The 25,537-nt window shown below is 72.4% G+C and carries 20 protein-coding genes and 1 pseudogene; 11 read left to right on the forward strand and 10 right to left on the reverse strand.

The window, feature by feature from the left end; genetic code table 11:
- Positions 1-190: 190 nt before the first annotated feature.
- Entirely contained in the window at positions 191-3,331 is a 3,141-nt protein-coding gene (ileS, locus tag Sdagh_RS32100) for an isoleucine--tRNA ligase (protein ID WP_189413644.1), read from the reverse strand.
- 455 nt (positions 3,332-3,786) lie between these two features.
- On the opposite strand from ileS, the pseudogene Sdagh_RS32105 reads away from it, so the two are divergent.
- From Sdagh_RS32105 to Sdagh_RS32125, 5 genes and pseudogenes are all read left to right on the forward strand, one after another.
- A pseudogene (locus Sdagh_RS32105) lies at positions 3,787-4,428 on the forward strand (TraR/DksA family transcriptional regulator); the annotation flags it as partial.
- A 50-nt stretch (positions 4,429-4,478) separates the two neighbouring features.
- Positions 4,479-5,057, forward strand: a complete 579-nt coding sequence (gene lspA / locus Sdagh_RS32110; protein ID WP_189413650.1) for a signal peptidase II — start codon at positions 4,479-4,481, stop codon at positions 5,055-5,057.
- Positions 5,058-5,101: 44 nt separating this feature from the next.
- The gene (locus tag Sdagh_RS32115) at positions 5,102-6,046 is read left to right on the forward strand and encodes an RluA family pseudouridine synthase (protein ID WP_189413653.1); all 945 of its coding nucleotides are present in this window, start codon (positions 5,102-5,104) and stop codon (positions 6,044-6,046) included.
- Positions 6,043-6,510, forward strand: a complete 468-nt coding sequence (locus tag Sdagh_RS32120; RefSeq protein ID WP_189413655.1) for a GNAT family N-acetyltransferase — start codon at positions 6,043-6,045, stop codon at positions 6,508-6,510. Before Sdagh_RS32115 ends, Sdagh_RS32120 begins: the two co-directional genes overlap by 4 nt.
- Before the next feature lie 90 nt (positions 6,511-6,600).
- A complete protein-coding gene (locus Sdagh_RS32125) occupies positions 6,601-8,187 on the forward strand; it encodes a Na+/H+ antiporter (protein ID WP_189413657.1) in 1,587 nt (528 codons plus the stop codon).
- Positions 8,188-8,201: 14 nt separating this feature from the next.
- Here Sdagh_RS32125 and Sdagh_RS32130 read toward each other — a convergent pair whose 3' ends face one another.
- On the reverse strand, positions 8,202-9,326 hold the full coding sequence (locus Sdagh_RS32130; protein ID WP_189413674.1) for a mechanosensitive ion channel family protein: 1,125 nt from the start codon (positions 9,324-9,326) through the stop codon (positions 8,202-8,204).
- Positions 9,327-9,440: 114 nt separating this feature from the next.
- Here Sdagh_RS32130 and Sdagh_RS32135 point away from each other — a divergent pair, with 114 nt between their 5' ends.
- Entirely contained in the window at positions 9,441-10,010 is a 570-nt protein-coding gene (locus Sdagh_RS32135; RefSeq protein WP_190008177.1) for a dienelactone hydrolase family protein, read from the forward strand.
- 3 nt (positions 10,011-10,013) lie between these two features.
- Here the strand turns inward: Sdagh_RS32135 and Sdagh_RS32140 are convergent, their stop codons facing one another.
- The 3 genes from Sdagh_RS32140 to Sdagh_RS32150 all read right to left on the reverse strand — a co-directional run bounded on the left by Sdagh_RS32140 (position 10,014) and on the right by Sdagh_RS32150 (position 13,039).
- Complete coding sequence (locus tag Sdagh_RS32140) at positions 10,014-10,859, reverse strand: thioredoxin domain-containing protein (protein ID WP_190077357.1); 846 nt, start codon at positions 10,857-10,859, stop codon at positions 10,014-10,016.
- Positions 10,860-10,941: 82 nt separating this feature from the next.
- Complete coding sequence (locus Sdagh_RS32145) at positions 10,942-11,646, reverse strand: hypothetical protein (RefSeq protein ID WP_189413682.1); 705 nt, start codon at positions 11,644-11,646, stop codon at positions 10,942-10,944.
- Positions 11,647-11,701: 55 nt separating this feature from the next.
- Positions 11,702-13,039: a DUF2252 domain-containing protein gene (locus Sdagh_RS32150; RefSeq protein ID WP_189413684.1), complete on the reverse strand. Its 1,338-nt coding sequence runs from the start codon at positions 13,037-13,039 to the stop codon at positions 11,702-11,704.
- 223 nt (positions 13,040-13,262) lie between these two features.
- Between Sdagh_RS32150 and dnaE the strand changes: the two genes are divergently transcribed.
- Positions 13,263-16,802, forward strand: coding sequence for a DNA polymerase III subunit alpha (gene dnaE / locus Sdagh_RS32155; RefSeq protein WP_189413686.1), 3,540 nt, complete (start codon positions 13,263-13,265; stop codon positions 16,800-16,802).
- A gap of 97 nt (positions 16,803-16,899) precedes the next feature.
- Here the strand turns inward: dnaE and Sdagh_RS32160 are convergent, their stop codons facing one another.
- Complete coding sequence (locus tag Sdagh_RS32160) at positions 16,900-17,067, reverse strand: hypothetical protein (RefSeq protein ID WP_189413687.1); 168 nt, start codon at positions 17,065-17,067, stop codon at positions 16,900-16,902.
- 222 nt (positions 17,068-17,289) lie between these two features.
- Between Sdagh_RS32160 and Sdagh_RS32165 the strand changes: the two genes are divergently transcribed.
- The 4 genes from Sdagh_RS32165 (at position 17,290) to Sdagh_RS32180 (ending at position 21,258) form a co-directional block, all read left to right on the forward strand.
- Positions 17,290-18,519 (forward strand): NYN domain-containing protein, encoded by a 1,230-nt coding sequence (locus Sdagh_RS32165; RefSeq protein ID WP_190077356.1) that lies wholly within the window; start codon positions 17,290-17,292, stop codon positions 18,517-18,519.
- A 120-nt stretch (positions 18,520-18,639) separates the two neighbouring features.
- Positions 18,640-19,614, forward strand: coding sequence for an ABC transporter ATP-binding protein (locus Sdagh_RS32170; RefSeq protein ID WP_189413691.1), 975 nt, complete (start codon positions 18,640-18,642; stop codon positions 19,612-19,614).
- 83 nt (positions 19,615-19,697) lie between these two features.
- Positions 19,698-20,519 carry an ABC transporter permease gene (locus Sdagh_RS32175; protein ID WP_190077355.1) on the forward strand — a complete coding sequence of 274 codons (822 nt, stop codon included), beginning with the start codon at positions 19,698-19,700 and terminating at the stop codon, positions 20,517-20,519.
- Between the two features lie 34 nt (positions 20,520-20,553).
- Entirely contained in the window at positions 20,554-21,258 is a 705-nt protein-coding gene (locus tag Sdagh_RS32180; RefSeq protein ID WP_189413695.1) for an AAA family ATPase, read from the forward strand.
- A gap of 85 nt (positions 21,259-21,343) precedes the next feature.
- Here Sdagh_RS32180 and ybaK read toward each other — a convergent pair whose 3' ends face one another.
- The 4 genes from ybaK to Sdagh_RS32200 form a co-directional block, all read right to left on the reverse strand.
- A complete protein-coding gene (ybaK, locus tag Sdagh_RS32185; protein ID WP_190008191.1) occupies positions 21,344-21,844 on the reverse strand; it encodes a Cys-tRNA(Pro) deacylase in 501 nt (166 codons plus the stop codon).
- A 26-nt stretch (positions 21,845-21,870) separates the two neighbouring features.
- Positions 21,871-22,611, reverse strand: a complete 741-nt coding sequence (locus Sdagh_RS32190) for an LON peptidase substrate-binding domain-containing protein (RefSeq protein ID WP_189413707.1) — start codon at positions 22,609-22,611, stop codon at positions 21,871-21,873.
- Between the two features lie 11 nt (positions 22,612-22,622).
- Complete coding sequence (locus Sdagh_RS32195; protein ID WP_372478486.1) at positions 22,623-23,666, reverse strand: hypothetical protein; 1,044 nt, start codon at positions 23,664-23,666, stop codon at positions 22,623-22,625.
- A gap of 168 nt (positions 23,667-23,834) precedes the next feature.
- A complete protein-coding gene (locus Sdagh_RS32200) occupies positions 23,835-25,412 on the reverse strand; it encodes an oxidoreductase (RefSeq protein ID WP_190077354.1) in 1,578 nt (525 codons plus the stop codon).
- Positions 25,413-25,537: the final 125 nt, after the last annotated feature.

The raw sequence follows: 25,537 nt of genomic DNA on the forward strand, positions 1-25,537 counted from the left end.
GCTGGGGGCGCGGCCCGGCGGGGCGGGGTGCCGGCCGCGCCCGCCCGTGCCGCCCTGGGGGTACCTCCCCGGCCGGTCAGGCACGGGGGGAGGCACGTATGCCAGCGGATCGGGGCGAGCACGGCGCCGCAGGGCGGGTGCGCGAAGGCCCGGCTCCCCGCACAGGGAGCCGGGCCTCGGGGAGCGGTGGTTATGCCTTGCGGAGCTGGAAGGCCAGGGTCAGGCCCTCGTCCGTGAAGGCGTCTCCGTACCCGGTTTCCGGCTCGCCCTCGGCGAAGTCCGTGGCCAGGACCTCGTCGGCGATCAGGGACGCGTGGGTGGTCAGGGCGGCGACGGTCGCCGGGTCCGTGGCCGTCCAGCGCAGGACGATGCGGTCGGCGACGTCCAGACCGCTGTTCTTGCGGGCCTCCTGGATCAGGCGGATCGCGTCCCGGGCGAGGCCCGCGCGCCGCAGCTCCTCCGTGATCTCCAGGTCGAGGGCGACCGTGGCGCCGGAGTCGGAGGCGACCGACCAGCCCTCGCGCGGGGTCTCCGTGATGATCACCTCGTCGGGAGCGAGGGTGATCGTCTCGCCGTCGACCTCCACCGACGCCGTGCCCTCGCGCAGGGCCAGGGAGAGCGCCGCCGCGTCCGCGTTCGCGACCGCCTTCGCGACGTCCTGGACGCGCTTGCCGAACCGCTTGCCCAGCGCGCGGAAGTTGGCCTTGGCGGTGGTGTCGACCAGGCTGCCGCCGACCTCGGACAGCGAGGCGAGCGACTCGACGTTCAGCTCCTCCGTGATCTGCGTGTGCAGTTCGGGGGTGAGGGTGTCGAAGCCGGTCGCCGCGATCAGCGCGCGGCGCAGCGGCTGGCGGGTCTTGACGCCGGACTCCGCGCGGGTGGCGCGGCCCAGCTCGACCAGGCGGCGGACCAGGACCATCTGCTTCGACAGCTCCGGGTCGACGGCCGTCAGGTCGGCCTCCGGCCACGCGGAGAGGTGCACGGACTCCGGGGCGCCCGGGGTGACCGGCACGATCATGTCCTGCCAGACCCGCTCGGTGATGAACGGGGTCAGCGGGGCCATCAGCCTGGTGACCGTCTCCACGACCTCGTGCAGGGTGCGCAGCGCCGCCTTGTCGCCCTGCCAGAAGCGGCGGCGCGAGCGGCGGACGTACCAGTTGGAGAGGTCGTCGACGAACGCGGACAGCAGCTTGCCGGCGCGCTGGGTGTCGTAGCCCTCCAGGGCCTGGGTGACCTGGTCGGTGAGCGCGTGCAGTTCGGACAGGAGCCAGCGGTCCAGCACCGGGCGGTCGGCCGGGGCCGGGTCCGCCTCGCTCGGCGACCAGCCCGTGGTGCGGGCGTACAGAGCCTGGAAGGCGACCGTGTTCCAGTAGGTGAGGAGCGTCTTGCGGACGACCTCCTGGATGGTGCCGTGGCCGACCCGGCGGGCCGCCCAGGGGGAGCCGCCGGCCGCCATGAACCAGCGGACGGCGTCGGCGCCGTGCTGGTCCATCAGCGGGATCGGCTGGAGGATGTTGCCCAGGTGCTTGGACATCTTGCGGCCGTCCTCGGCGAGGATGTGGCCGAGGCAGACCACGTTCTCGTACGAGGACTTGTCGAAGACCAGGGTGCCGACGGCCATCAGCGTGTAGAACCAGCCGCGGGTCTGGTCGATGGCCTCGCTGATGAACTGGGCCGGGTAGCGGGACTCGAACAGGTCCTTGTTCTTGTACGGGTAGCCATACTGCGCGAACGGCATCGAGCCCGAGTCGTACCAGGCGTCGATGACCTCCGGCACGCGCGTGGCCGTCTTCTCGCACCGGGGGCACGGGAAGGTGACCGCGTCGATGTACGGGCGGTGCGGGTCGAGACCGGACTGGTCGGTGCCGGTCAGCTCGGTCAGTTCCGCGCGGGAGCCGACGGCGGTGAGGTGGTCGTCCTCGCAGCGCCAGATGGGCAGCGGGGTGCCCCAGTAGCGGTTGCGGGAGAGCGCCCAGTCGATGTTGTTGTCCAGCCAGTCGCCGTAGCGGCCGTGCTTGACGGAGTCCGGGAACCAGTTGGTCCGCTCGTTCTCCTCGATGAGGCGGTCCTTGATCTGGGTGGTGCGGATGTACCAGGACGGCTGCGCGTAGTACAGCAGCGCGGTGTGGCAGCGCCAGCAGTGCGGGTAGCTGTGCTCGTACGGGGTGTGCCTGAAGAGCAGGCCGCGGCCGGCAAGGTCCTCGGTGAGCTGCTCGTCGGCCTTCTTGAAGAAGACGCCGCCGACCAGGGCGAGGTCCTCCTCGAAGGTGCCGTCGGGGCGGACCGGGTTCACGACCGGCAGGCCGTAGGAACGGCAGACCTTGAAGTCGTCCTCACCGAAGGCGGGGGACTGGTGGACGAGACCGGTGCCGTCCTCGGTCGTCACGTAGTCGGCGTTGACGACGAAGTGGGCGGGCTCGGGGAACTCGACCAGCTCGAAGGGGCGCTGATACGTCCAGCGCTCCATCTCGGCGCCGGTGAAGCTCTGGCCGGTGGTCTCCCAGCCCTCGCCGAGGGCCTTGGCGACCAGCTGCTCGGCGACGACCAGCTTCTCCTCGCCGTCGGTGGCGACGACGTAGGTGACCTCGGGGTGGGCCGCGACGGCGGTGTTGGAGACCAGCGTCCAGGGCGTGGTCGTCCAGATCAGCAGCGCGGCCTCGCCGGCCAGCGGGCCGGAGGTGAGCGGGAGGCGGACGTAGACCGACGGGTCGACGACCGTCTCGTAGCCCTGGGCCAGCTCGTGGTCGGACAGGCCCGTGCCGCAGCGGGGGCACCAGGGGGCGACGCGGTGGTCCTGGACCAGCAGGCCCTTGCCGAAGATCTCCTTCAGCGACCACCAGACCGAGTCGACGTACTCGGGGTCCATGGTGCGGTACGCGTCGTCCAGGTCGACCCAGTAGCCCATGCGGGTCGTCAGCTCGGTGAAGGCGTCCGTGTGCCGGGTCACCGACTCGCGGCACTTGGCGTTGAACTCCGCGATGCCGTACGCCTCGATGTCCGGCTTGCCGCTGAAGCCCAGCTCCTTCTCGACCGCCAGCTCCACGGGCAGGCCGTGGCAGTCCCAGCCGGCCTTGCGGGCCACGTGGTAGCCGCGCATGGTGCGGAAACGGGGGAAGACGTCCTTGAAGACGCGGGCCTCGATGTGGTGGGCGCCGGGCATGCCGTTGGCGGTGGGCGGACCCTCGTAGAACACCCATTCGGGGCGGCCCTCGGACTGCTCCAGGCTCTTGGCGAAGATCTTCTGCTCGCGCCAGAAGTCGAGCACCGCGTGTTCGAGCGCGGGCAGGTCGACCTGGGCGGGTACCTGGCGGTACTGCGACGGCGTGTTCAACGCGATTCCTCCGGCGGACGTGCTGCCTTCCGTCGGAGGGACGAGAGCGCTGGGCTCCCGCGGTACCACCCTCCTTGGCTCCCGTGCGCCCTGTGCGCCGGTGAGCCCCCTCATTGGGGTCGCGAGGCCGGGTCTACTCGCCCCCAGGGGGGCTTTCTTCCGGCGGCTCCGGGGTGATCTTCACGTCGCGCTCGCCCCCGGGCTCCCACCGTCCCCGGGTCGCTCTGGGCCGCGTACGCCGCTACTCGTCCCCATCCACGCTTTTCGCTCCGCCCAGTGTACGGCGCCCCGCGGACAGCGGCCGACCGGTTTCCGTGTCGGGCATACCTGCCGGGGAGCTGGGCACAACGGATGCAGGTTCGTCCACCGGGGCGGTGCGTCCCGTTGCCGCGAGGCTCAAGTCGATTTATCGTCCCAGCACGATTCGTGTGCATGATCACCATGTGTGAAGGGGCCGCGGCACGGTGGCGGGGAAGACCGCGGCGGGGACCACGCCGGCGAGGAGGACGCCGGCGGCGAAGGCCGCTTCCGAGGAGAGCGCGGTGCGGAAGGACACGGCCGGGAAGAACACGGCCGAGAAGGCGGGCGCGGCCGAGGCCGCCGAGCAGACGGGAGCCACGACGGTGGTTGCGAAGAAGAGTCCTGGCACGGCCACGGCGGCCACGACGGCCGTACCGAAGGCGCGGGGCGGTGCGGTGGAGCCCGGAGACCTCGCGGTACGCCCCGGGGAGGACCCCTGGACGCCCGAGGAGGTCGAGGAGGCCCGCGGGGAGCTCGAGTCCGAGGAGAGCCGGCTCCGGGCCGAGCTGGACTCCTCCGAACGGGCGCTCCAGGGCCTCATGCGGGACTCCGGGGACGGCGCCGGTCACGACGAGGCGGACACCGGCACGAAGAACATCACGCGCGAGCACGAGCTGGCGCTGGCGGCCAACGCCCGCGAGATGCTCTCCCAGACCGAGCACGCCCTGGAACTGCTGGACGCGGGCACCTACGGGCTGTGCGAGAACTGCGGCAAGCCGATCGGCAAGGCCCGGATGCAGGCGTTCCCGCGGGCCACCCTGTGCGTGGAGTGCAAACAGAAGACGGAGCGGCGGTAGGCGGTGCCGTACCCTCTTCCTCAGTCAGGTACCTAGGTCGAGGGACTCACGTGGCAGAGGCGGAGCGCATCATCGGTACGCCGGACACCCCGGACGCTCCGGGGGACGGGCAGCAGGAGACCGCCGACGCCGAGCGGCCCCGGGGCAGGCGCCGGATCGCCGTGCTGTTCGCGGTGGCGGTCCTGGCGTACGCGCTGGACCTGGTCAGCAAGATGATCGTGGTGGCGAAGCTGGAGCACCACGAGCCGGTCGAGATCGTCGGGGACTGGCTGCGGTTCGAGGCGATCCGCAACGCGGGGGCCGCCTTCGGCATCGGCGAGGCCTTCACCGTGATCTTCACGGTGATCGCGGCGACCGTGATCGTCGTGATCGCCCGGCTCGCCCGCAAGCTCTACAGCCTGCCCTGGGCGATCGCGCTCGGCCTGCTGCTCGGCGGCGCCCTCGGCAACCTCACCGACCGGATCTTCCGCGCGCCCGGCGTCTTCGAGGGCGCGGTGGTCGACTTCATCGCGCCCAAGCACTTCGCGGTCTTCAACCTCGCCGACTCGGCGATCGTGTGCGGCGGCATCCTGATCGTGCTGCTCTCCTTCCGGGGGCTGGACCCGGACGGGACCGTCCACAAGGACTGAGCGCGCGTACGGCGGTGTCGGCGCCGTCCGGCATACTCGACCGAGTGAGCACGCTTCCCGAGATCCGTACCCTGCCCGTGCCCGACGGCCTGGAGGGCGAGCGCGTCGACGCCGCCATCTCCCGCATGTTCGGCTTCTCCCGTACCAAGGCCGCCGAGCTGGCGGCGGCGGGGAAGGTGGCGGTCGACGGCTCGGTGGTCGGCAAGTCGGAGCGGGTGCGCGGCGGGGCCTGGCTGGAGGTCGAGATGCCGCCGGCGCCGGCGCCGGTGCAGGTCGTCGCCGAGCCGGTCGAGGGCATGGAGATCGTCCATGACGACGAGGACGTGGTCGTCATCGTGAAGCCGGTCGGGGTCGCCGCCCATCCGTCGCCCGGCTGGACCGGCCCGACCGTGATCGGCGGGCTCGCCGCCGCCGGGTACCGGATCTCGACGTCCGGGGCGGCCGAGCGGCAGGGCATCGTGCACCGCCTGGACGTGGGCACCTCCGGCCTGATGGCGGTCGCCAAGTCCGAGCGGGCCTACACCTCGCTCAAGCGGCAGTTCAAGGAGCGCACGGTCGACAAGCGCTACCACACGCTGGTGCAGGGCCATCCGGACCCGACCAGCGGCACCATCGACGCCCCCATCGGCCGTCACCCGCAGCACGACTACAAGTGGGCGGTCACCGCGGACGGCAAGCCCTCGGTGACGCACTACGACCTGATCGAGGCGTTCCGCGCCGCGTCCCTGCTCGACGTGAAGCTGGAGACCGGCCGCACCCACCAGATCCGCGTCCACATGGCGGCCCACCGCCACCCCTGCGCCGGCGACCTGACCTACGGCGCCGACCCCACCCTCGCCAAGCGGCTGGGCCTGAGCAGGCAGTGGCTGCACGCCGTCCGGCTCGGCTTCGAGCACCCCGGCACCGGCGACTGGGTGGAGTACGCCAGCGACTACCCGGACGACCTCCAGCAGGCCCTGGACCGGGTCAGGGAGGAGACCTACGCATGAGTCCGGGCCACGAGGTGCGCCTCGCCGAGGACCCCGCCGACCGCGAGGCGTGCTTCGCGGTGCGCAAGGAGGTCTTCGTCGCCGAGCAGGGCGTCGACGAGGAGATCGAGTACGACGCGTACGACGCCGTCGCCGTGCACGTCCTGGCGGTCCGCGAGGACGGCGTGCCGCTCGGCACCGGGCGGCTGCTGTACGGCGAGGCGGCGGCCGGGAAGACCGGCGGCGACCGGGGCGTGGGCTCGCTGGGGCGGCTCGCCGTGACCCGGGCGGCCCGCGGGCTGGGCGTCGGGGCCGCGCTGGTGCGGGCGATCGAGGAGGCCGCGCGGGCGCGCGGGCTCACCGCGGTCGACCTGCACGCCCAGACCCACGCCCTCGGTTTCTACGAGCGGCTCGGCTACACGGCGTACGGGCCGGAGTTCCCGGACGCGGGCATCCCGCACCGCGCGATGCGACGCGTGCTGTGACCCACAGCTTCTCCGGAGGCTGACGGGGCAGGTGAAGTGGCAGGCTGGAAGCCTGTCCAGTGATCGCCGAGACCCCCCGGAGCGCTGATTGTGGATCAGTTGGCCCTGTTGTTCGTGCTGTTGCTCGGGGCCCTGCTGAGCGTGCCGGTCGGTGACCGGCTCAAGCTCCCGGCGCCGGTGCTGATGACGGTGCTCGGCATGGTCCTGGCCCTGCTCGACTTCGTGCCCAATGTCGACATCCCGCCGGACCTGATCCTGCCCGCCCTGCTGCCGCCGCTGCTGTACGCGGCGGTGCGGCGCACCTCCTGGCGGCAGTTCGCGGCCAACAAGCGGCCCATCTTCCTGCTCGCCGTCGCGCTGGTCTTCGTCACCATGACCTGCGTGGCCGCCGTGGCCCACGCCATCGTGCCGGGGCTCGGCCTGGCCGCCGCCTTCGCGCTCGGGGCGCTGGTCGCGCCGCCCGACCCGGTCGCCGCCACCGCCGTCGCCGGACAGCTCGGGCTGCCGCGCCGGCTGGTGTCCATCCTGGAGGGCGAGGGGCTGTTCAACGACGTGACGGCCATCGTGCTCTACCACGTCGCCATCGCCGCGGCCGTCGGCGGCACCTTCTCGCCCTGGTCGGCCGGGCTCGACCTGGTGCTGTCCGCGGTGGTCGCCGTCGCCGTCGGCCTCGCCCTCGGCTGGGGCGCCAACCGGCTCCTCGACCTGCTCGGGGACGCCACGCTCCAGATCGGGCTGACGCTGCTGGTGCCGTACGCCTCCTACGTGCTCGCCGAGGAACTGCACGGCTCCGGGGTGCTGGCCGTGCTCACCACCGCGATGTTCCTCGCCGAGTACGCCTCCGACGCCGACGACGTGCTGACCCGGCTCGCCGGGCACACCGTCTGGGACGTCGTCGACACGCTGGTCACCGGGGTCGCCTTCGGGCTGATCGGCCTGGAGCTGCACAACGCGGTACGGACCGCGTCCGGCCACTGGGGCGAGCTGCTGGGCTGGGCCGGGGCCGTGGTGGGCGTGGTGATCCTGGTGCGGCTGCTGTGGCTGCTGCCGGCGACCTGGCTGACCAAACGGCTGCACGCCCGGCGCGACCAGGACGAGGACATCCCGATGAGCCTGCGGGAGACCGTCGTCATGTGGTGGGCGGGGATGCGCGGCGTGGCCTCGGTGGCGCTGGCGCTGGCCATCCCGCTCCGGACGGAGGACGGCTCGCCCTTCCCGCACCGCGAGGAACTCATCTTCATCGCGTTCGGGGTGATCCTGGTGACCCTGCTGCTGCAGGGACTGACCCTGCCCTGGCTGGTCGGGCGGCTCCACGTGCGGGCCGACACCGAGCAGGAGAAGGAGTTCGAGCGGACCCTCGCCCGGCGCGCGGCCAAGGCGGCCCGGCAGCGGCTGCGGGAGATCGAGGCGGTCGAGGAACTCCCCGAGGAGCTGACCGAGCAGATGCTGCGCCGGGCCTTCGACATCGGGGTGCGGATCAGCCCGGAGATCGGCGACGAGGAGCGGCGCGAGGCCCAGGAGCAGCGGGCGCGGCGGATCAAGCGGGTCCGCCGCATCCAGGGCGAGATGCTGAGCGCCGCCCGGCACGAGGTGCTGGCGGCACGCAGCGAACCCGGCGCCGATCCGGAGATCGTCGACCGGGTCCTGCGCCACCTCGACGTCCGCAGCCTGCGGTGAGCGCCCCCCCCCGCTCAGTGCGGCGTCCCCCGCACCGGCTGGTACGGGACGCGGCGCGCCGCGCCGTCCGGGGAGTGCTTGCGCAGCCGGTCCCGGCCGGGCGGCAGAGCGGCGTCGGCGGTGTTGACGCGGGGCAGCGCGTAGGGGTGCTCGTCGGCCAGCCAGCGGATCATCCGCTCGCGCACCTCCACCCGTACCGTCCAGATGTCGTCCGCGTCCTTCGCCGTCACCAGCGCCCGCACCTGCATGGTGTTGGGGGTGGTGTCGGTGACGGTCAGGTTGTAGGCCCGGCCGTCCCAGGCCGGGCAGGACCGCAGGATGTCGCGGAGCCGCTCGCGCATGGCGTCCACCGGCGCCGAGTGGTCGACGTACCAGAAGACGGTGCCGGTCATCTGCGGGGTGCCCCGCGACCAGTTCTCGAACGGCTTGGAGGTGAAGTACGACACCGGCATGGTGATCCGGCGCTCGTCCCAGGTGCGTACGGTCAGGAAGGTCAGCGTGACCTCCTCGACCGTGCCCCACTCGCCGTCGACCACCACCGTGTCCCCGATGCGGACCATGTCGCCGAAGGCGATCTGGAAGCCGGCGAACATGTTGCTCAGCGTGGACTGCGCGGCGATGCCGGCGACGATGCCCAGCACACCGGCCGAGGCCAGCAGCGAGGCGCCGGCGGTGCGCATCTCCTGGAAGGTCAGCAGCATCGAGGAGACCGCCACCACGCCGACCACCGCGGAGACCACGCGCATGATCAGCGACACCTGGGTGCGCACCCGGCGCACCCGGGCGGGATCGCGCTGCGCGCGGGCGTGGGCGTAACTGGTGTACGACGTCTCCACGATCGCCGCGGCGATCCGGACCACCAGCCAGGCGGCCGACCCGATCAGCACCAGGGTGAGGATGTGCCCGATCAGGCCCCGGTGCGCGGGGAAGACCCGGGCCTCGATGTACGAGCCTCTCAGCAGCGCCGCGCAGAGCAGCAGCTGGTAGGGGATGCGCGCGCGGCGCAGCAGCCCCCAGAGGGGCGTCTCCGGGTGCCGTCCGTCGGCCTTGCGCAGCAACAGGTCGGTGGCCCAGCCGATGACCAGGGTCAACAGGACCGAGCCGCCGACCACGGTCAGCGGGCGGAGTATGTTCTCCATCCCCAGAACGTAACCGGCACCGCGCCGTCTGAACCTGTGACATGGAGGACATCCCGGGCGGAACCGGCCGGGTGCGGGGGCCGTGTCGTCGTACCCGGCTGGCACGATGGGCCCATGGACATCGTGCTCTTTCACTCGACCTTCGGCCTTCGGCCCGCGGTGCGGCAGGCCGCCGACCGGCTCCGCGCGGCCGGTCATGAGGTGCGGACGCCCGACCTCTTCCAGGGCCGGACGTTCGACACGGTGGAGGAGGGGATGGAGCACAACGAGTCGGTCGGCCGGGAGGAGCTGCTGAAGCGCGCCGTGCTGGCCGCCGCGCCCTACTCGGAGCGGGGCCTGGTCTACGCCGGGTTCTCGCTCGGCGCCTCGATCGCCCAGACCCTCGCCCTCGGCGACCACCGGGCCCGCGGGCTGCTGCTCCTGCACGGCACCTCGGACATCGCGCCCAACGCCTCGGCGGACGGCCTGCCCGTGCAGTTGCACGTCGCCGAGCCCGACCCGTTCGAGACCGACGACTGGCTCAGCGCCTGGTACCTCCAGATGGGCCGGACCGGCGCCGATGTGGAGGTGTACCGCTACGCGGGGGCGGGACACCTCTACACCGACCCGGACCTGCCCGACTACGACGAGGAGGCCGCCGAGGCCACCTGGCGGACGGCGCTCGGCTTCCTCGACTCCCTGTGACGCCTACTTCAGGGCGGCGCCGACGACCTCGGTGAACTCGGCGGCGGTCATCGGCGCGTTGCCGCTGGACGTCTGGAGCTGCTTGCCGTCCATGACGAAGCTCGGGGTGCCGGTGACGCCGTCCTTGTTCGTGTTGAACGTGTTGGACATGGCCAGCGCCCAGGCGTCGTAGGTGCCCTTCTTCACGGCGTCCTGGAACTTGGCGTTGTCCTTCAGCGCCGGGACGGTGTCGGCGACCTTGATCAGGTAGTCGTCGTCCTTGAACTTGTCGTCGCTCTCCTCGGGGTGCCACTTGGCCGAGTAGAGCGCCGACTTGTACTTCAGGAAGGCCTCCGGGCTGACGTTCAGCGCGGCGCCCATGGCGCTCATGGCGTTCTTGGAGCCCTCGCCGTGCGAGCCGACCTCGAACTCGCCGTCCTTCTCGGTGTCGCCGTCGAGGAAGGTGCCGCCGACGTACTGGACCTTGTACTTGCCGTCCTCGACGTCCTTCTCCAGGGTCGGGCCGGCCGCCTGCTCGAACGCGGCGCAGACGGGGCAGCGCGGGTCCTCGTAGACCTTGAGGGTCTTCTTGGCGCTGTCCTCGCCGATGACCACGGTGGTGCCGTTCTTGCCCGTGGTGTTGGCCGGGGCGACGATCTTGGTCTCGTCGGCCACGGTCTCCCAGTGGGTGGGCTTGTTGCCCTGGACGACGGCGTAGCCGATGCCGCCGGCTATCGCCAGCACGCCGACGATGGAACAGGCGACGATGACCTGCCGCTTGACCTTGTCGCGCTTGGCCTGGCGCTCGCGCTCCTGACGCAGCCGCTCGCGGGCCGCGGTCTTCTGCTGCTGGCTGTTTCGCTTGCTCATGGTGTCGTGACTCCGTGGGGAGGCGCACACGGGCGTGTGCGGGGGTGTACGGCGTACCGGGGACTGCCGGCACTCGGTCGGTTCAGGCGAAGGCGACCGGGCGGGGCGGTCCGCGGCGTCCCAGGGAGTGGGTGAGGACGCGGTCGCGGGCGGCGGCGGTGCGGCGGACCGGGCGCGCGGCCCGGCCCGGCGCCGGAGCCGGGCGGACGGTGACCGCGGCGACCGCGAGCAGCAGCGGCCGGAAGGTGACCGCGGCGGCGGCCCGCAGCAGCTGGGCCAGCGCGTGCTCGCCGTACCGCAGCCAGGCGGCGGCCAGCAGGCCCACGCCGACGTGCGCGGCGAGCAGCAGCCAGGCGGTGCCGGGGGTGGCGTCGGCCAGCAGCGCGGCGAACCGGTCGGTGCCGGCGCCGGTCACCTGGGTGAGCGGGTTGCCGGCACTGGCGTGCAGCGCGGTGCCGTCGCCGCACAGCACGTCGAGGCCGACCGAGCGCAGCGGACCGGCGACGGGGCCGCCCGCGGGGCCGTAGCAGACGTGCTGGCCGGTGGTGAAGACGGTGTCGGCGGCCAGCTCCAGCGGGATCAGCAAGGCGGCGATCCGCCCGTAGGAGCGCTCGCGGCCGGCCAGGGCGTACGCGAGGAGGAAGACCCCGGCCGTGACCGGGGCCACCGTGGGCAGGGGCAGCGGGACCCCGGACAGCAGCACGTGCGACGCGGTGCCGAGCGTCACGACCAGTGCCGTGAACAGTGCCGCGCGTACGGCTCTGAGGGGGGTCCCGGATATGTCCATCGCACAGGAGTGTGTCACGGGCTCCGGTAAAGGAACCCTAAAGGGTGGCTGTGAGTCACAGCCCGGGGATGCGGCCGTTGCGGAACAGGTCGACGAAGATCTGGTGGTCGGCACGCGCGCGTGCCCCGTAGGCGTGCGCGAAGTCGACCAGGAGAGGCGCGAAGCCCTCCTCGTCGGCGGCGATCGCGGCGTCGATGGCACGCTCGGTGGAGAACGGCACCAGGGACTCGCCGGACTGGTCGTCGGCCGCCGCGTGCATCGCGGCCGTGGCCCGGCCCAGGTCGGCGACGACCTCGGCGATCTCCTCCGGGTCGTCGATGTCGCCCCAGTCCAGGTCGACGGCGTACGGCGAGATCTCGGCGACCAGCTGGCCCGCGCCGTCCAGCTCGGTCCAGCCCAGCCACGGGTCGGCGTGCGCCTGGAGCGCGCGCTGGGAGATGACCGTGCGGTGCCCCTCGTGCTGGAAGTAGTCGCGGATCGCCTGGTCGGTGATGTGCCGGGAGACGGCCGGGGTCTGGGCCTGCTTGATGTAGATCACCACATCGTTCTCCAGGGCGTCGCTGTTGCCCTCCAGGAGGATGTTGTACGACGGCAGCCCGGCCGAGCCGATGCCGATGCCGCGGCGGCCGACCACGTCCTTGACGCGGTAGGAGTCGGGGCGGGTCAGGGACGACTCGGGGAGCGTCTCCAGGTAGCCGTCGAAGGCGGCCAGCACCTTGTAGCGGGTGGCCGCGTCCAGCTCGACGCTGCCGCCGCCGGGGGCGAAGCGGCGCTCGAAGTCACGGATCTCCGTCATCGAGTCCAGCAGCCCGAACCGGGTCAGCGAGCGGGCGTCGCGCAGCGCGTCGAGCAGCGGCCCCTGGGCGGTGTCCAGGGTGAACGGCGGCACCTCGTCGCTCTTGGCGCCGGTGGCCAGGGCGCGGATGCGCTCGCGGTACGCGCCCGCGTACACCGTGACCAGCTCGGTGATCTGCTCGTCGCTGAGCGCCTTGGCGTACCCGATCAGCGCGACCGAGGCCGCGAAGCGCTTGAGGTCCCAGGTGAAGGGGCCGACGTACGCCTCGTCGAAGTCGTTGACGTTGAAGATCAGGCGGCCGGTGGAGTCCATGTACGTGCCGAAGTTCTCCGCGTGCAGGTCGCCGTGGATCCACACCCGGGAGGTCCGCTCGTCCAGGTACGGGCCGCGGTCGCGGCCGTCGTGGTCGCCGGCGTCCAGGTCGCGGTAGAACAGGGAGGCCGTGCCCCGGTAGAACGCGAAGGCCGACGCCGCCATCTTCCGGAACTTCACCCGGAACGCGGCCGGGTCGGCGGCCAGGAGCTGGCCGAAGGCGGTGTCGAAGACGGCGAGGATCTCCTCGCCGCGGTGCTCGTCGCTGAGCTGCGGGACCGGCATCGCTGGGTGCCTCCTGGTGCGTACGGTGCGTGAGAGCGGGTGATCGCGGTACGGATCCTCCGACCGGACCAACGTGCGGCGGGGCACGGGAGTGCCCGCGCGACGCCTCGCCCGAAGGTACGCGGGGAGGGCCCCGAAGTGTCAGCTCCGAGGCATAGACTTCGACGCTGACCCCCCGGACTGCCCGCAGCCCGTCACCCGAAGTTCTCCCAGGAGGCCGAACGTGTCCAAGCCGCCGTTCACGCACCTGCACGTCCACACCCAGTACTCGCTGCTGGACGGTGCCGCGCGGCTGAAGGACATGTTCGACGCCTGCAACAACATGGGCATGACACACGTCGCCATGTCCGACCACGGCAACCTGCACGGGGCGTACGACTTCTTCCACTCCGCGCAGAAGGCCGGGATCACCCCGATCATCGGGATCGAGGCGTACGTCGCCCCCGAGTCGCGGCGGAACAAGCGCAAGATCCAGTGGGGCCAGCCGCACCAGAAGCGGGACGACGTCTCCGGTTCCGGCGGTTACACCCACAAGACGATGTGGGCGGTGAACAAGACCGGCCTGCACAACCTCTTCAAGCTCTCCTCGGACGCCTATGCCGAGGGCTGGCTCCAGAAGTGGCCCCGGATGGACAAGGAGACGATCTCCCAGTGGTCCGAGGGGATCGTCGCCTCCACCGGCTGCCCCTCCGGCGAGGTGCAGACCCGGCTGCGGCTCGGCCAGTTCGACGAGGCGCTGAAGGCCGCCGCCGAGTACCAGGACATCTTCGGCAAGGACAAGTACTTCCTGGAGCTGATGGACCACGGCATCGACATCGAGCACCGGGTCCGTGACGGCCTCCTGGAGATCGGCAGGAAACTCGGCATCCCGCCGCTGGTCACCAACGACTCGCACTACACGTACGCGCACGAGGCGACCGCCCACGACGCCCTGCTGTGCATCCAGACCGGCAAGAACCTCTCCGACCCCGACCGCTTCAAGTTCGACGGCACCGGCTACTACCTGAAGTCCACGGAGGAGATGTACGCCATCGACTCCTCCGACGCCTGGCAGGAGGGCTGCGCCAACACGCTGCTGGTCGCCGAGATGGTCGACACCACGGGCATGTTCGAGAAGCGCGACCTGATGCCCAAGTTCGACATCCCCGAGGGGTACACCGAGGTCACCTGGTTCCAGGAGGAGGTCCGCCGCGGCATGGAGCGCCGCTACCCGGGCGGCGTCCCCGAGGACCGGCAGAAGCAGGCCGAGTACGAGATGGACGTCATCATCCAGATGGGGTTCCCGGGCTACTTCCTCGTCGTCGCCGACTTCATCATGTGGGCGAAGAACCAGGGCATCGCCGTCGGCCCCGGCCGAGGCTCCGCGGCCGGCTCGATCGTCGCGTACGCCATGGGCATCACCGACCTCGACCCGATCCCGCACGGCCTGATCTTCGAGCGGTTCCTCAACCCCGAGCGCGTCTCCATGCCCGACGTCGACATCGACTTCGACGAGCGCAGGCGCGTCGAGGTGATCCGGTACGTGACGGAGAAGTACGGCGCCGACAAGGTCGCCATGATCGGCACGTACGGCAAGATCAAGGCGAAGAACGCGATCAAGGACTCCGCGCGCGTGCTGGGCTACCCGTACGCGATGGGCGACCGCCTCACCAAGGCGATGCCCGCCGACGTCCTCGGCAAGGGCATCGACCTCGACGGCATCACCAACCCCTCGCACCCCCGCTACAGCGAGGCCGGCGAGATCCGCTCGATGTACGAGAACGAGCCGGACGTGAAGAAGGTCATCGACACCGCCAAGGGCGTCGAGGGCCTGGTCCGGCAGATGGGCGTGCACGCGGCCGGCGTGATCATGTCCAGCGAGCCGATCGTCGACCACGCCCCGATCTGGGTGCGGCACACCGACGGCGTGACCATCACGCAGTGGGACTACCCGCAGTGCGAGTCGCTCGGCCTGCTGAAGATGGACTTCCTCGGCCTGCGCAACCTCACGATCATGGACGACGCCGTCAAGATGGTGAAGTCCAACAAGGGCGTCGAGCTGGACCTGCTCTCCCTGCCGCTGGACGACCCCACGACCTTCGAACTGCTCCAGCGCGGCGACACCCTCGGCGTCTTCCAGTTCGACGGCGGCCCCATGCGCTCCCTGCTGCGCCTGATGAAGCCCGACAACTTCGAGGACATCTCCGCCGTCTCGGCCCTGTACCGCCCGGGTCCGATGGGCATGGACTCGCACACCAACTACGCGCTGCGCAAGAACGGCCTCCAGGAGATCACCCCGATCCACAAGGAGCTGGAGGAGCCGCTCAAGGAGGTCCTGGACGTCACCTACGGCCTGATCGTCTACCAGGAGCAGGTGCAGAAGGCCGCCCAGATCATCGCCGGGTACTCGCTCGGCGAGGCCGACATCCTCCGCCGCGTCATGGGCAAGAAGAAGCCCGACGAACTGGCGAAGAACTTCGTCCTCTTCCAGGCCGGCGCCCGCAAGAACGGCTACAGCGACGAGGCGATCCAGGCCCTGTGGGACGTGCTGGTCCCCTTCGCCGGCTACGCGTTCAACAAGGCGCACTCCGCCGCGTACGGACTGGTCTCCTACTGGACCGCCTACCTCAAGGCCAACTACCCGGCCGAGTACATGGCCGCCCTGCTCACCTCCGTCAAGGACGACAAGGACAAGTCGGCCGTCTACCTCAACGAGTGCCGGCGCATGGGCATCAAGGTGCTCCCGCCGAACGTCAACGAGTCCATGGCCAACTTCGCCGCCCAGGGCGACGACGTGATCCTCTTCGGCCTCTCCGCGGTGCGCAACGTGGGCACCAACGTGGTGGAGTCGATCATCAGGAGCCGCAAGGCGAAGGGGAAGTTCGCCTCCTTCCCCGACTACCTCGACAAGGTCGAGGCCGTCGTCTGCAACAAGCGGACCACGGAGTCGCTGATCAAGGCCGGCGCCTTCGACGAGATGGGCCACACCCGCAAGGGCCTCACCGCGCAGTACGAACCGATGATCGACAACGTGGTCGCGGTCAAGCGCAAGGAGGCCGAGGGTCAGTTCGACCTCTTCGGCGGCATGGGCGAGGAGGACAACAGCGAGCCGGGCTTCGGCCTGGACGTGGAGTTCTCCACCGACGAGTGGGACAAGACCTATCTCCTCGCCCAGGAGCGGGAGATGCTCGGCCTCTACGTCTCCGACCACCCGCTCTTCGGCCTGGAGCACGTCCTCTCCGACAAGGCCGACGCGGGCATCTCCCAGCTCACCGGCGGTGACTTCGGCGACGGCGCGGTCGTGACCATCGGCGGCATCATCTCCGGCCTCCAGCGCAAGATGACCAAGCAGGGCAACGCCTGGGCGATCGCCACCGTCGAGGACCTCGCCGGTTCCCTGGAGTGCATGTTCTTCCCGGCGACGTACCAGCTGGTGTCGACGCAACTCGTCGAGGACGCCGTGGTGTTCGTCAAGGGCCGCCTCGACAAGCGCGAGGACGTGCCCCGGCTGGTCGCGATGGAGCTCCAGGTCCCCGACCTGTCCAACGCGGGCGCCAACGCGCCCGTGGTGCTCACCATCCCGGCCACCCGGGTCACCCCGCCGATGGTCAGCCGCCTCGGCGAGATCCTCACCCACCACCGGGGCGACAGCGAGGTCCGGATCAAGCTCCAGGGCCCGACCAGGACCACCGTCTTGCGCCTGGACCGGCACCGGGTCAAGCCCGACCCGGCGCTCTTCGGCGACCTGAAGGTGCTGCTGGGGCCGTCCTGCCTGGCGGGCTGAGCCGACGCCGTACAGCGTGCGGCACGAGGTGCGGTACGACGTGAGGGGGCGCATCCGGCATTCGGATGCGCCCCCTCACGTCGGGCGGGTACGGCCGTCAGTTGTGGCCGAAGCGCTTCTGGCGCTTGCCGCGCACGGCCGTGTCGCCGGACGCCAGCGGCGGGGCGAGCTGCTCCTCGCGGGGTGCCGTGGCGGTCGGGGCCGTCTGCTGCGCACGCTCGGACCGGGGCTGCTTACGGTCACGGTTGTTCCTGTTCTTGGCCATGGTGGTGCCTCCTGCGGGGATTTAGGGGCCAGGGCCGCGACCAGATTCACATAGGCCGATAAAGAACGCATGTTGGACAATTACCGTCTGTGACAGAGTTCGTCGGGCCGTCCGCGGCCGGAAACGCCACGCCGAAGATCCAGTTCCGACCGTTAACCCCCGCGTGGTCGGGCAGACTCGAAGGAAGCCCGAAGCAAACCTCCCGGAAAGAGGGTGGATCGCGTGGACCGCTGCATCGTCCTGGTGGACGCCGGGTACCTCCTGGGGGCGGCGGCCAGTCTCCTCGCCGGGGAACCCTCGCGCTCCCGCATCACCGTCGACCACGCCGCCCTCATCCAGGGCCTGCGCGAACGCGCCGAGGCCGACACCGCACAGCCCCTGCTGCGCATCTACTGGTTCGACGGCGCCCCCGACCGGGTGCCGCAGCCCGAGCACCGCAGGCTGCGCGTGATGCCCCGGGTCACCGTCCGGCTCGGCGCGCTGACCCGCAGCGACGGCCGCTGGGCCCAGAAGGGCGTGGACGCCGCGATGCACGCCGAGCTGACCGAGCTGGCCCGCAACCGGGCCTGCTCCGACGTCGTCCTGGTCACCGGCGACGGCGATCTGCTGCCGGGCATGATGGCCGCCAAGGAGCACGGCGTCGCCGTCCACCTGTGGGCCGTGCAGGCCGCCGACGGCGACTACAACCAGTCCGAGGACCTGGTCGCCGAGGCCGACGAGCGCCGCGTGCTGGACCGGACCTGGATCACCAGGGCCGTCCGCCCCAAGGAGCTGACCGGGGTGTGCGCGCCCCCGCCGGCGCCCCGCCCGGAGATCGCCGCGATCCTCTCCGCGCCGCTGCCCGAGTCCGCGCTGGCCGCCGCGGCCGAGCGGCCCGCCGAGGAGCGCCCCCACCCCGCCGCCACGGCCCCCCGCAACGGGGGCGAGGAGCGGGGCCCCGCCGTCAAGGGCGTCCCCACCCCCAAGGACCTGGCCGCGCTGCGCGCCTCCGGTGCGCAGACCGCCCAGTCCGCCGGGTCCGCCCCGCACCCCGCCAACGCCACCCTGCGCTGGTCCTCCGACAAGGGCTGGGTCGACCGGCCGGCCGCCGAGCCCCCCGAGGCCGCCTCCATGCCGACGCTTGCCCAGCTCACCAGCGCCGAGCAGCGCTGGGCCGACCGGGAGGAGGACATCACGACCGTGGGCGGAGACCCGTACGAGGTCGGACAGGTGTTCGCCCGGCGCTGGGTGGAGCGGCTCGGCGACCAGGCCCACCTGCAGAAGCTGTCCGGGATGTACCCCCGCGTCCCGCACCGCATCGACGGGGAGCTGCTGCGCTACGCCGCCCGGTTCGGGCTGCTCGCCCACAAGGACGACCAGATCGACGAGCAGGACCGGTACGCGATCCGGGCCGGTTTCTGGCGGGAGATCGGCGTGCGGACGAGCGTGGAGCACAGCCCCGCGGGAGAGTGAGAGGCCCGGCGAACCGGCCCTTATGGGCCGACCCGGGCGCGGCCCGGACGGGCGGACCCCTTAGTCTCGTCCCTTGTGAGTACGCGCGCGGCACAGGCACTTCGACCCGGTGGCGATGCCGTGTGCGTGGTGCGGGGGCTGACCAAGACCTATGCCGCGGTACGCGGCCGGCGCGGCACCCCCGGCACCCCCGAGGTCCGGGCCACCGACGAGGTGACGCTGGACATCCGGCGCGGTGAGATCTTCGGACTGCTCGGGCCGAACGGCGCCGGCAAGTCCACCCTGGTACGCCAGTTGACCGGGCTGATGCGCCCCGACTCCGGCACCGTGCACATCCTCGGCCACGACATCGTCCGGCACCCGGAGCGGGCCGCGCGCATCCTCGCCTACCTCGGGCAGGAGTCGACCGCGCTGGACGAGCTGACCGTCTCCCTCGCCGTCGAGACCACCGGGCGGCTGCGCGGCCTGGAGGCGCGGCGGGCCCGTGCGGAGACCGACGCCGTCCTCGGTGAACTCGGCCTGACCTCCCTCGCCTCCCGCGCCCTGAAGAAGCTCTCCGGCGGGCAGCGGCGGCTGGCCTGCTTCGCCACCGCGCTGGTGGGGGAGCGCCCGCTGCTGGTCCTGGACGAGCCGACCACCGGCATGGACCCGGTGGCCCGCCGGGCCGTCTGGGCCGCCGTCGACCGGCGCCGCGCCGAGCGCGGCACGACGGTGCTGCTGGTCACCCACAACGTCATCGAGGCGGAGACGGTCCTGGACCGGGTCGCCGTCCTGGACCGGGGCCGGGTCATCGCCTGCGACTCGCCGGCCGGGCTGAAGGAACGGGTCGCCGGTGAGGTCCGGGTCGACCTGGTGTGGCGCGAGGCCGCGCCGCTGCACGTCCCCGAGGTGGCCGCGCTGCGCGACCGGATCACCGAGTCGGGCCGCCGCTGGACGCTGCGGCTCGCCCCCGAGGAGGCCCGCGCCGTCGTCGCCACGGTCACCGGCGGTTCCGCCTTCGCCGCCCTGGACGACTTCACGCTGGCCACGCCCAGCCTGGAGGACGTCTACCTGGCGCTGGGCGGTGCCGCGCGGCAGGGGCTGGTGAGAGCGTGAAGGGCGGAGCGCCGAGCACGCCGGCCGTCACGGCCGTACGTACCGAACAGGACGCCCGCCGGAGCGAAGAGGAGCAGCGCGACGTGAGTGTCGTACCCGCCGATGTCCTGCCGGGCGGTGTCCTGGCCGCCGAGGAGACGACCGCGGACGAGGCCGAGCTGGCGCCGCGGGCGCGGCTGTGGCCGTCGCTGGTGGCCGTCTACCGGGCGCAGCTCTCGCGGGCGCGGGTCGCGCGGATCCCGCTGCTGTTCGTGGCCACCTTCCAGTCCATCGGCATCATGATCCTGATGCGCGGGGTGGTGGACGGCGGCGGCGAGGCGCAGGCCGTGGTCGCCGGGTCGGCGGTGCTGGTCGTGGCGTTCGTCGCGCTGAACCTGCTGGCCCAGTACTTCGGGCAGCTGCGGGGCAGCGGCGGCCTCGACCACTACGCCACGCTGCCGGTGCCGCCGGCCGCGGTGGTGCTGGGCGCGGCGGGCGCGTACGCCTCCTTCACCGTGCCGGGGACCGTGGTCACCGCGGTCTTCGGCTGTCTGCTGTTCGGGCTGCCGCTGACCCACCTGTGGGTGCTGGTGGCGGTGATCCCGCTGGCCGGTGCCGCGCTGGCCGGGCTGGGCGCGGCGCTGGGGCTGCTCGCGCCGCGGCCGGAGCTGGCCACGCTGCTGGGGCAGCTCGGCATGTCGGCGGCGCTGCTGCTCGGGGTGCTGCCCGCCGACCGGATGCCGGAGGTGGTGCGCCTCGCCCGGGACCTGCTGCCGTCGACGTACGGCGTGGAGGCGTTCGCGCGGACGTTCGGGGAGCGGCCCGACTGGGCCTTCGTCCTCGGCGACCTCGCGGTGTGCGGGGCGGTCGGCGTGGTCTCGCTGGCCGTCGCCACCTGGGCCTACCGCCGGGCGGCCGTCCGGTGACGCGCCGCACAGCCGGGCCTGGCACGATGTCAGGGTGACCGCACCGCTGACTCCTCCTCCGCCACCCCACGAACATTCGTCCGCGTCGCAGCAGGACGGGCCGGGGCCGGTGCCGCCGGCCGGCGCGCACGGGGCGGACCTCGCGTCCGGCAGGTATGACCGGCCCGCTGAACAGGACGGCCCGGGGATGAAGACCGAACTGCGGCAGGCCGCCGTGGTCACCGTGCTGCTGACGGTCTGCGGGGCGCTGCTGGGCGTGCTCTGGTGGCGGCTGGCGCCGAGCGTACCGCTTGTCGGGGATGTGGTGGACAAGAGCTGGGTGGTCTACCTCAAGGACTCCGAGGGCGAGCAGGCGGTCGGTGTCGACGGGACCTTCACCCTGCTCGCGCTGGCCTTCGGCGTGGTGAGCGCGCTGGCCGTCTTCCTGGTACGGCGGCGCGGCGGCGTACCGCTGGTCGTGGCGCTCGGGGTCGGCGCGCTGCTCGGGTCGCTGCTGGCGTGGCGGCTCGGGGTGTGGCTCGGGCCGACCGGGGACGTGCTCGCGCACGCGCGGCAGGCGGGCAAGGGGGTCACGTTCCCGGCGCCGCTGAAGCTGGGGGCGAAGGGGGCGCTGCTGGCGTGGCCGCTGTCGGGGCTGCTGGTGCACCTCGGGCTGACCGCGCTGTTCGCGCCGCGGGACCCCGAACCGTACGCGTACGAGCCCTACCTGCAGTCACCGCCGCAGGGGCCCGGCGAGTAGCCGGCCGCCCCCGGGCGCCGCTCCGTCGCGGCCGGTCGCGCGGTTCCCCGCGCCCCCGGGGGCACGGTCGCCGGCGCCGGTTTCCTCAGGCGCGGCCGACCGGGGCCAGGACCGCTTCGGTGAGGTGGGCCAGGTCGGTGGGGGACAGCTCGATCTCCAGGCCGCGCCGGCCCGCCGAGACGCAGATCGTCGGGTGCGACGGCGCCGAGTCGTCGAGCACGGTGGGGAGCCGCTTGCGCTGGCCCAGCGGGGAGATGCCGCCCCGGACGTACCCCGTGGTGCGCTCGGCGAGCGCCGGGTCGGCCATCGTGGCGCGCTTCCCGCCGACCGCCGCCGCCAGCGCCTTGAGGTCCAGCTTGCCCGCGACCGGGACCACCGCGACCGTCAGCCTGCCGTCGACGTCCGCCACCAGCGTCTTGAAGACGCGGTCCGGTGAGACGCCCATCGCCTCGGCGGCCTCCTCGCCGTAGGACGGGTGCGCGGGGTCGTGGTCGTAGGAGTGGACCGTGTACTCCACCCCCGCCGCCGTCAGGGCCACCGTCGCCGGTGTGCCCCCCGGCTGCTGCTTCTTCGCCTTCTTCGCCATCGTCGGCAGGTACCTCGGTCGCGTGATCAGTTGAGACTGGTCGGGGCCCGCGTCAGATCCGCCGCGGGCAACGAGGGCAGCGTACGGATGACGGCCGTCTCGGTGCGAAGGAGTTTCAGCTCGTCCCGGAGGCGGGAGGCGGTGTCGGGCGCCTGGAGCAGCCGCTGCTTGGTCGGGGTGTCCAGCATCATCGCGGCGGCCACCAGGTACGACACCACGCCCGGCTCGTCCGGCAGCTCGGCGCCGGTGGTCAGCGTCCGCTCCCGCGCCCCGGCCAGCCGCTTCTGGTACTGCCGGAACGCCCGCAGCACCCCCTCGGCCAGCGCGCCCGCCTCGTCGCCGGGCTCCTCCTCCAGGTACTCCAGCTCGCCCGTGAGGAACGGGCCCGAGGCGTCCACGGAGAGCAGCCGCACCCGGGTCGTGCCGGTCGCCAGCACCTCGAAGGTGCCGTCGGGACGCTCCCGGATCGTCGCGGCGTCCGCGACACAGCCCACCTTGTGCAGCGCCTTGGCCGGGTCGGTGCCGAACCCGGCCGCGGCCCCGCGCTCGGGCTCGGCGGTCGGATCGGGCAGCCCCGGCAGGCTGGGCGCCACCTCGTGGCCGTCCCGGATCGCCATGACGGCGAACCGGCGCGGCTCCTCCTCGGGGGTCTTCAGCAGCTCGCGCATCATGGCGCGGTAGCGCTCCTCGAAGACGTTGAGCGGAAGCACCAGCCCCGGGAACAGCACCGAGTTCAGGGGGAAGAGCGGAAGCCGGACGGTGGTCACGAAAGGGAAGCCTAATGCGCTCCGGGACCGGCGGGGGACCCGCGCCCGCCGCAACCCGCCGCCGGGGTCCGGTCCGCCACCGCCGCGCGGACGCCCTCGCGCACCTGGAGGAAGCGGCCGAGCGCGTCGTCCGCCTCCCGGTCCCACGGGAAGGAGGTCGCGTACGGGCCGGTCAGCCGGAGCTGCTCCAGGGCGTCCGACCAGCGCTCCAGCCGGACCAGGACATAGACGAGCAGGTTGCGCAGCTCCGCCGGCCACGGGTCGGCGGCCGGCTGGGCCGCCGACAGCGCGAGGGCCAGATCGGCCGCCGTCTCCAGCCGCGCCGGTTCCACCGCGCCCGCCCCGCCCTCGGTCAGGCAGCGGAAGGCGGCCCGCAGCGGCAGCTCCCGCAGCGGTGAGCCCTCGGGAGCGTCCCGGGCGGCGGTCTCGGCGAAGTCCAGGCACTCGCGGTGGGCGCCGGGGGAGGCGGCGGCCAGGTAGGCGAGGGCCGCGACATGGCAGCCGTAGTGGTGCGGGCAGCGGCGGACCGCCTCGGCCCACAGCCGCTCGAACTCGGCGTGCCCGGCGCCCCGTCCGCGCGCCGAGTCCAGCGCGACCCGCCAGGGCACCGGGTCGTCGCCGCCGCGCTCGGCGGTGTCGGCGACCATCGGCGCGATCTCGCGCAGCAGCCCGGCGCGGTCCGGCGACTCCCAGCACCGGTCCACCGCCAGCCGGACCGCGACCAGCCGGCCGTCCGGGTCGTCGGGGGCGGCGGCGTGCCAGGACCGCAGCCACTCGGGGCGGGAGCGGGCGAAGGCGGCCAGCCGGGACACATACCGGTCGCGGTGGTCCCAGTCGGCCCGGTCGCGGGTGCCGGCCAGCAGCGCGGCGGCGGGCCCGTGCGCGCCGTGCGCCGCGGCGACCAGGGCGGGGGCCAGGCGGTCGTCGGGCGCGTCGAGGAGCACCTCCTCGCCGGCCGGGGAGCCGGCGAAGGCGCCCGCGAGGGCACCGGCGGCCGGGCGGCGGGAGGCGCCGCGCAGCCGGGGCGTGGGGAGGAACGCGCGTAGACGGGCCATGGTGTCGACCATTGAAGGACCGCTGGTCGGCACGGCGCCAGAGGGTTCACCGAACCTCTGGAAAGTTGTAGAGACGTCGGTAAAGGGAGAGTAAAAGGTGAAGATTCCTCGCGTTCTGTCGGGTTCGGGCGAAGATCCGCAGCCGGGGCGCGGCGGGGGTGCGGGAGGTCAGTTCCGCCGCAGGGTGCGGGTCGCCCCCGCCGCCACCGTCGTCGCCAGCACCCAGCCCAGCAGGACCAGCGCCGCCGCCAGCCACTGCCAGGCGCCGGCCAGCCGCCAGAAGCTCACCTGCCCCAGGTCGACGATGGGCAGCAGCAGGTCCAGCGCGAGCAGCCAGGGGTTCCACGCCGGATGCTCGCCGCTCTTGAGGGGCGGCAGGTCGGAGTAGGTGAACGCCAGCGAACCGGCCGCCCACAGCAGCGCCAGCCACACCGCCGCCCGGCCCGGCCGGTAGCCGTAGCCCACCGTCAGGTCCTGGAGGTACCCCCAGAGCTTGGTGCCGAGGGGCAGGCTCTCCCGGCGGCGGCGCTGCTTGGCGAGCAGCACCTCGCGGGCCTCCTCCTCCGCGCCCCCCGCCTTCAGCACGGCCGCCAGCAGCTCGTACGGCTCCGGGCTGTACTCGGCGGTCGCGGCGGACAGCCACCGGAGCCGGTCGGCCAGCGGGAACGGGCCGCGCGGCACGATGTTCTCGTAGGTGAAGCCGCCCATGTGCAGCCGGCCCGGGCCCGGCCAGCTGTCGGCGCGGTCCATCAGGTTGACGATCCGTGCCCCGGACAGCGCCACCCGGCCCCGCGCGGGCCGCTCCCCGAGGAAGCGCAGCTCGGGCGTCTGCACCCGGCGCAGCGACAGGTCCTGGTTCTCGGTGAGGGCGAACCGGGCCTGCTCGAGGTCGAGGGCGTCGCCGAAGCGGCCGTCGTCCAGCCGTATCCCGCCCTGGCTCTCGAAAGGCTGGATGCGGGTGCCCTCCACCGGAGTCGTGCCCATGAGCTGCGGTCCGCCGACACCCGCCGGGGTCAGGTACAGGGTGCGCTCGACGGTCAGCTGCGGCGCGTTCAGCGCCCAGCGGCCGCCCGGGTTGGAGAGCCGGGCGCCCCGCAGGCTCAGCGACACTCCGATCTGGGCGCCGCGCAGGCTCAGTTCACCGCACGACTCCAGCATCTCCGCCTGGAGGTCCTGGCCGACGGACAGGCCGTCCCCGGCGATGGACCGGCCGCTGCGGTCGCGGTGCACCACCGCCTGGCTGAGCAGCAGGTCGGTGCCTATCCGCGCGTCGGTCAGCCGCACCCCGCCCGGGAAGCGGCAGCGCGGCAGGTGCAGGTCACCCTCGGTCTGCAGCCGGGCCGCCTCCAGCCGGGGCACCCAGCAGTCCACCAGCCGCAGGGTGGTGAAGCGCGCCTCCGGCAGCAGCACCTCCCGATCGAACCGGCAGCGGCGCAGCTCGACGTAGGGCGCCACGGTCCCGCCCGCCAGGTCGAGCACGCCGGTGATCCGCACCCCGACCAGCTTCAGCGAGGACACCCGGCCCGCGAGCGCGGGCGGCCCGTCCAGCAGCAGCCAGCACACCACGCGGGCCCGCACGGACCGCTCGGGTCCCCACGGCAGCCCGCCGGACGGATCGTCGGCAGCGGCGTCGCCGCTGCTCAGGTCGTACACGCTGCCGTTGCGGAACGCCTGCCACATGCCCGCCTCGGCCGCGGTCAGCTCGTCGGGCAGCTCCGCCGCGCGGAGTCCGGCCCTCTGGGTCACGGTCGTCACTTCCTCCCCGGCTGTGTCCGGAACATCCCCTCGTACAACCGTTCATGCCCAAGGAGTCAGGGGTTGAACACTCTTGGTGACGAAGAACTGGAAAAACTCACGCTCGGTCATCTCGG

It is taken from the genome of Streptomyces daghestanicus, from assembly GCF_020521275.1.
GTDB lineage: Bacteria > Actinomycetota > Actinomycetes > Streptomycetales > Streptomycetaceae > Streptomyces > Streptomyces griseoviridis.

Coding starts and splice junctions, on each gene's coding strand:
- Sdagh_RS32120 (WP_189413655.1), top strand. CDS start 6,043: ATGAGTCCGGGCCACGAGGTGCGCCTCGCCGAGGACCCCGCCGACCGC.
- Sdagh_RS32160 (WP_189413687.1), bottom strand. CDS start 17,067: ATGGCCAAGAACAGGAACAACCGTGACCGTAAGCAGCCCCGGTCCGAG.
- Sdagh_RS32145 (WP_189413682.1), bottom strand. CDS start 11,646: ATGGACATATCCGGGACCCCCCTCAGAGCCGTACGCGCGGCACTGTTC.
- Sdagh_RS32195 (WP_372478486.1), bottom strand. CDS start 23,666: ATGGCCCGTCTACGCGCGTTCCTCCCCACGCCCCGGCTGCGCGGCGCC.
- Sdagh_RS32140 (WP_190077357.1), bottom strand. CDS start 10,859: ATGAGCAAGCGAAACAGCCAGCAGCAGAAGACCGCGGCCCGCGAGCGG.
- Sdagh_RS32135 (WP_190008177.1), top strand. CDS start 9,441: ATGGACATCGTGCTCTTTCACTCGACCTTCGGCCTTCGGCCCGCGGTG.
- Sdagh_RS32150 (WP_189413684.1), bottom strand. CDS start 13,039: ATGCCGGTCCCGCAGCTCAGCGACGAGCACCGCGGCGAGGAGATCCTC.
- ybaK (WP_190008191.1), bottom strand. CDS start 21,844: ATGGCGAAGAAGGCGAAGAAGCAGCAGCCGGGGGGCACACCGGCGACG.
- Sdagh_RS32130 (WP_189413674.1), bottom strand. CDS start 9,326: ATGGAGAACATACTCCGCCCGCTGACCGTGGTCGGCGGCTCGGTCCTG.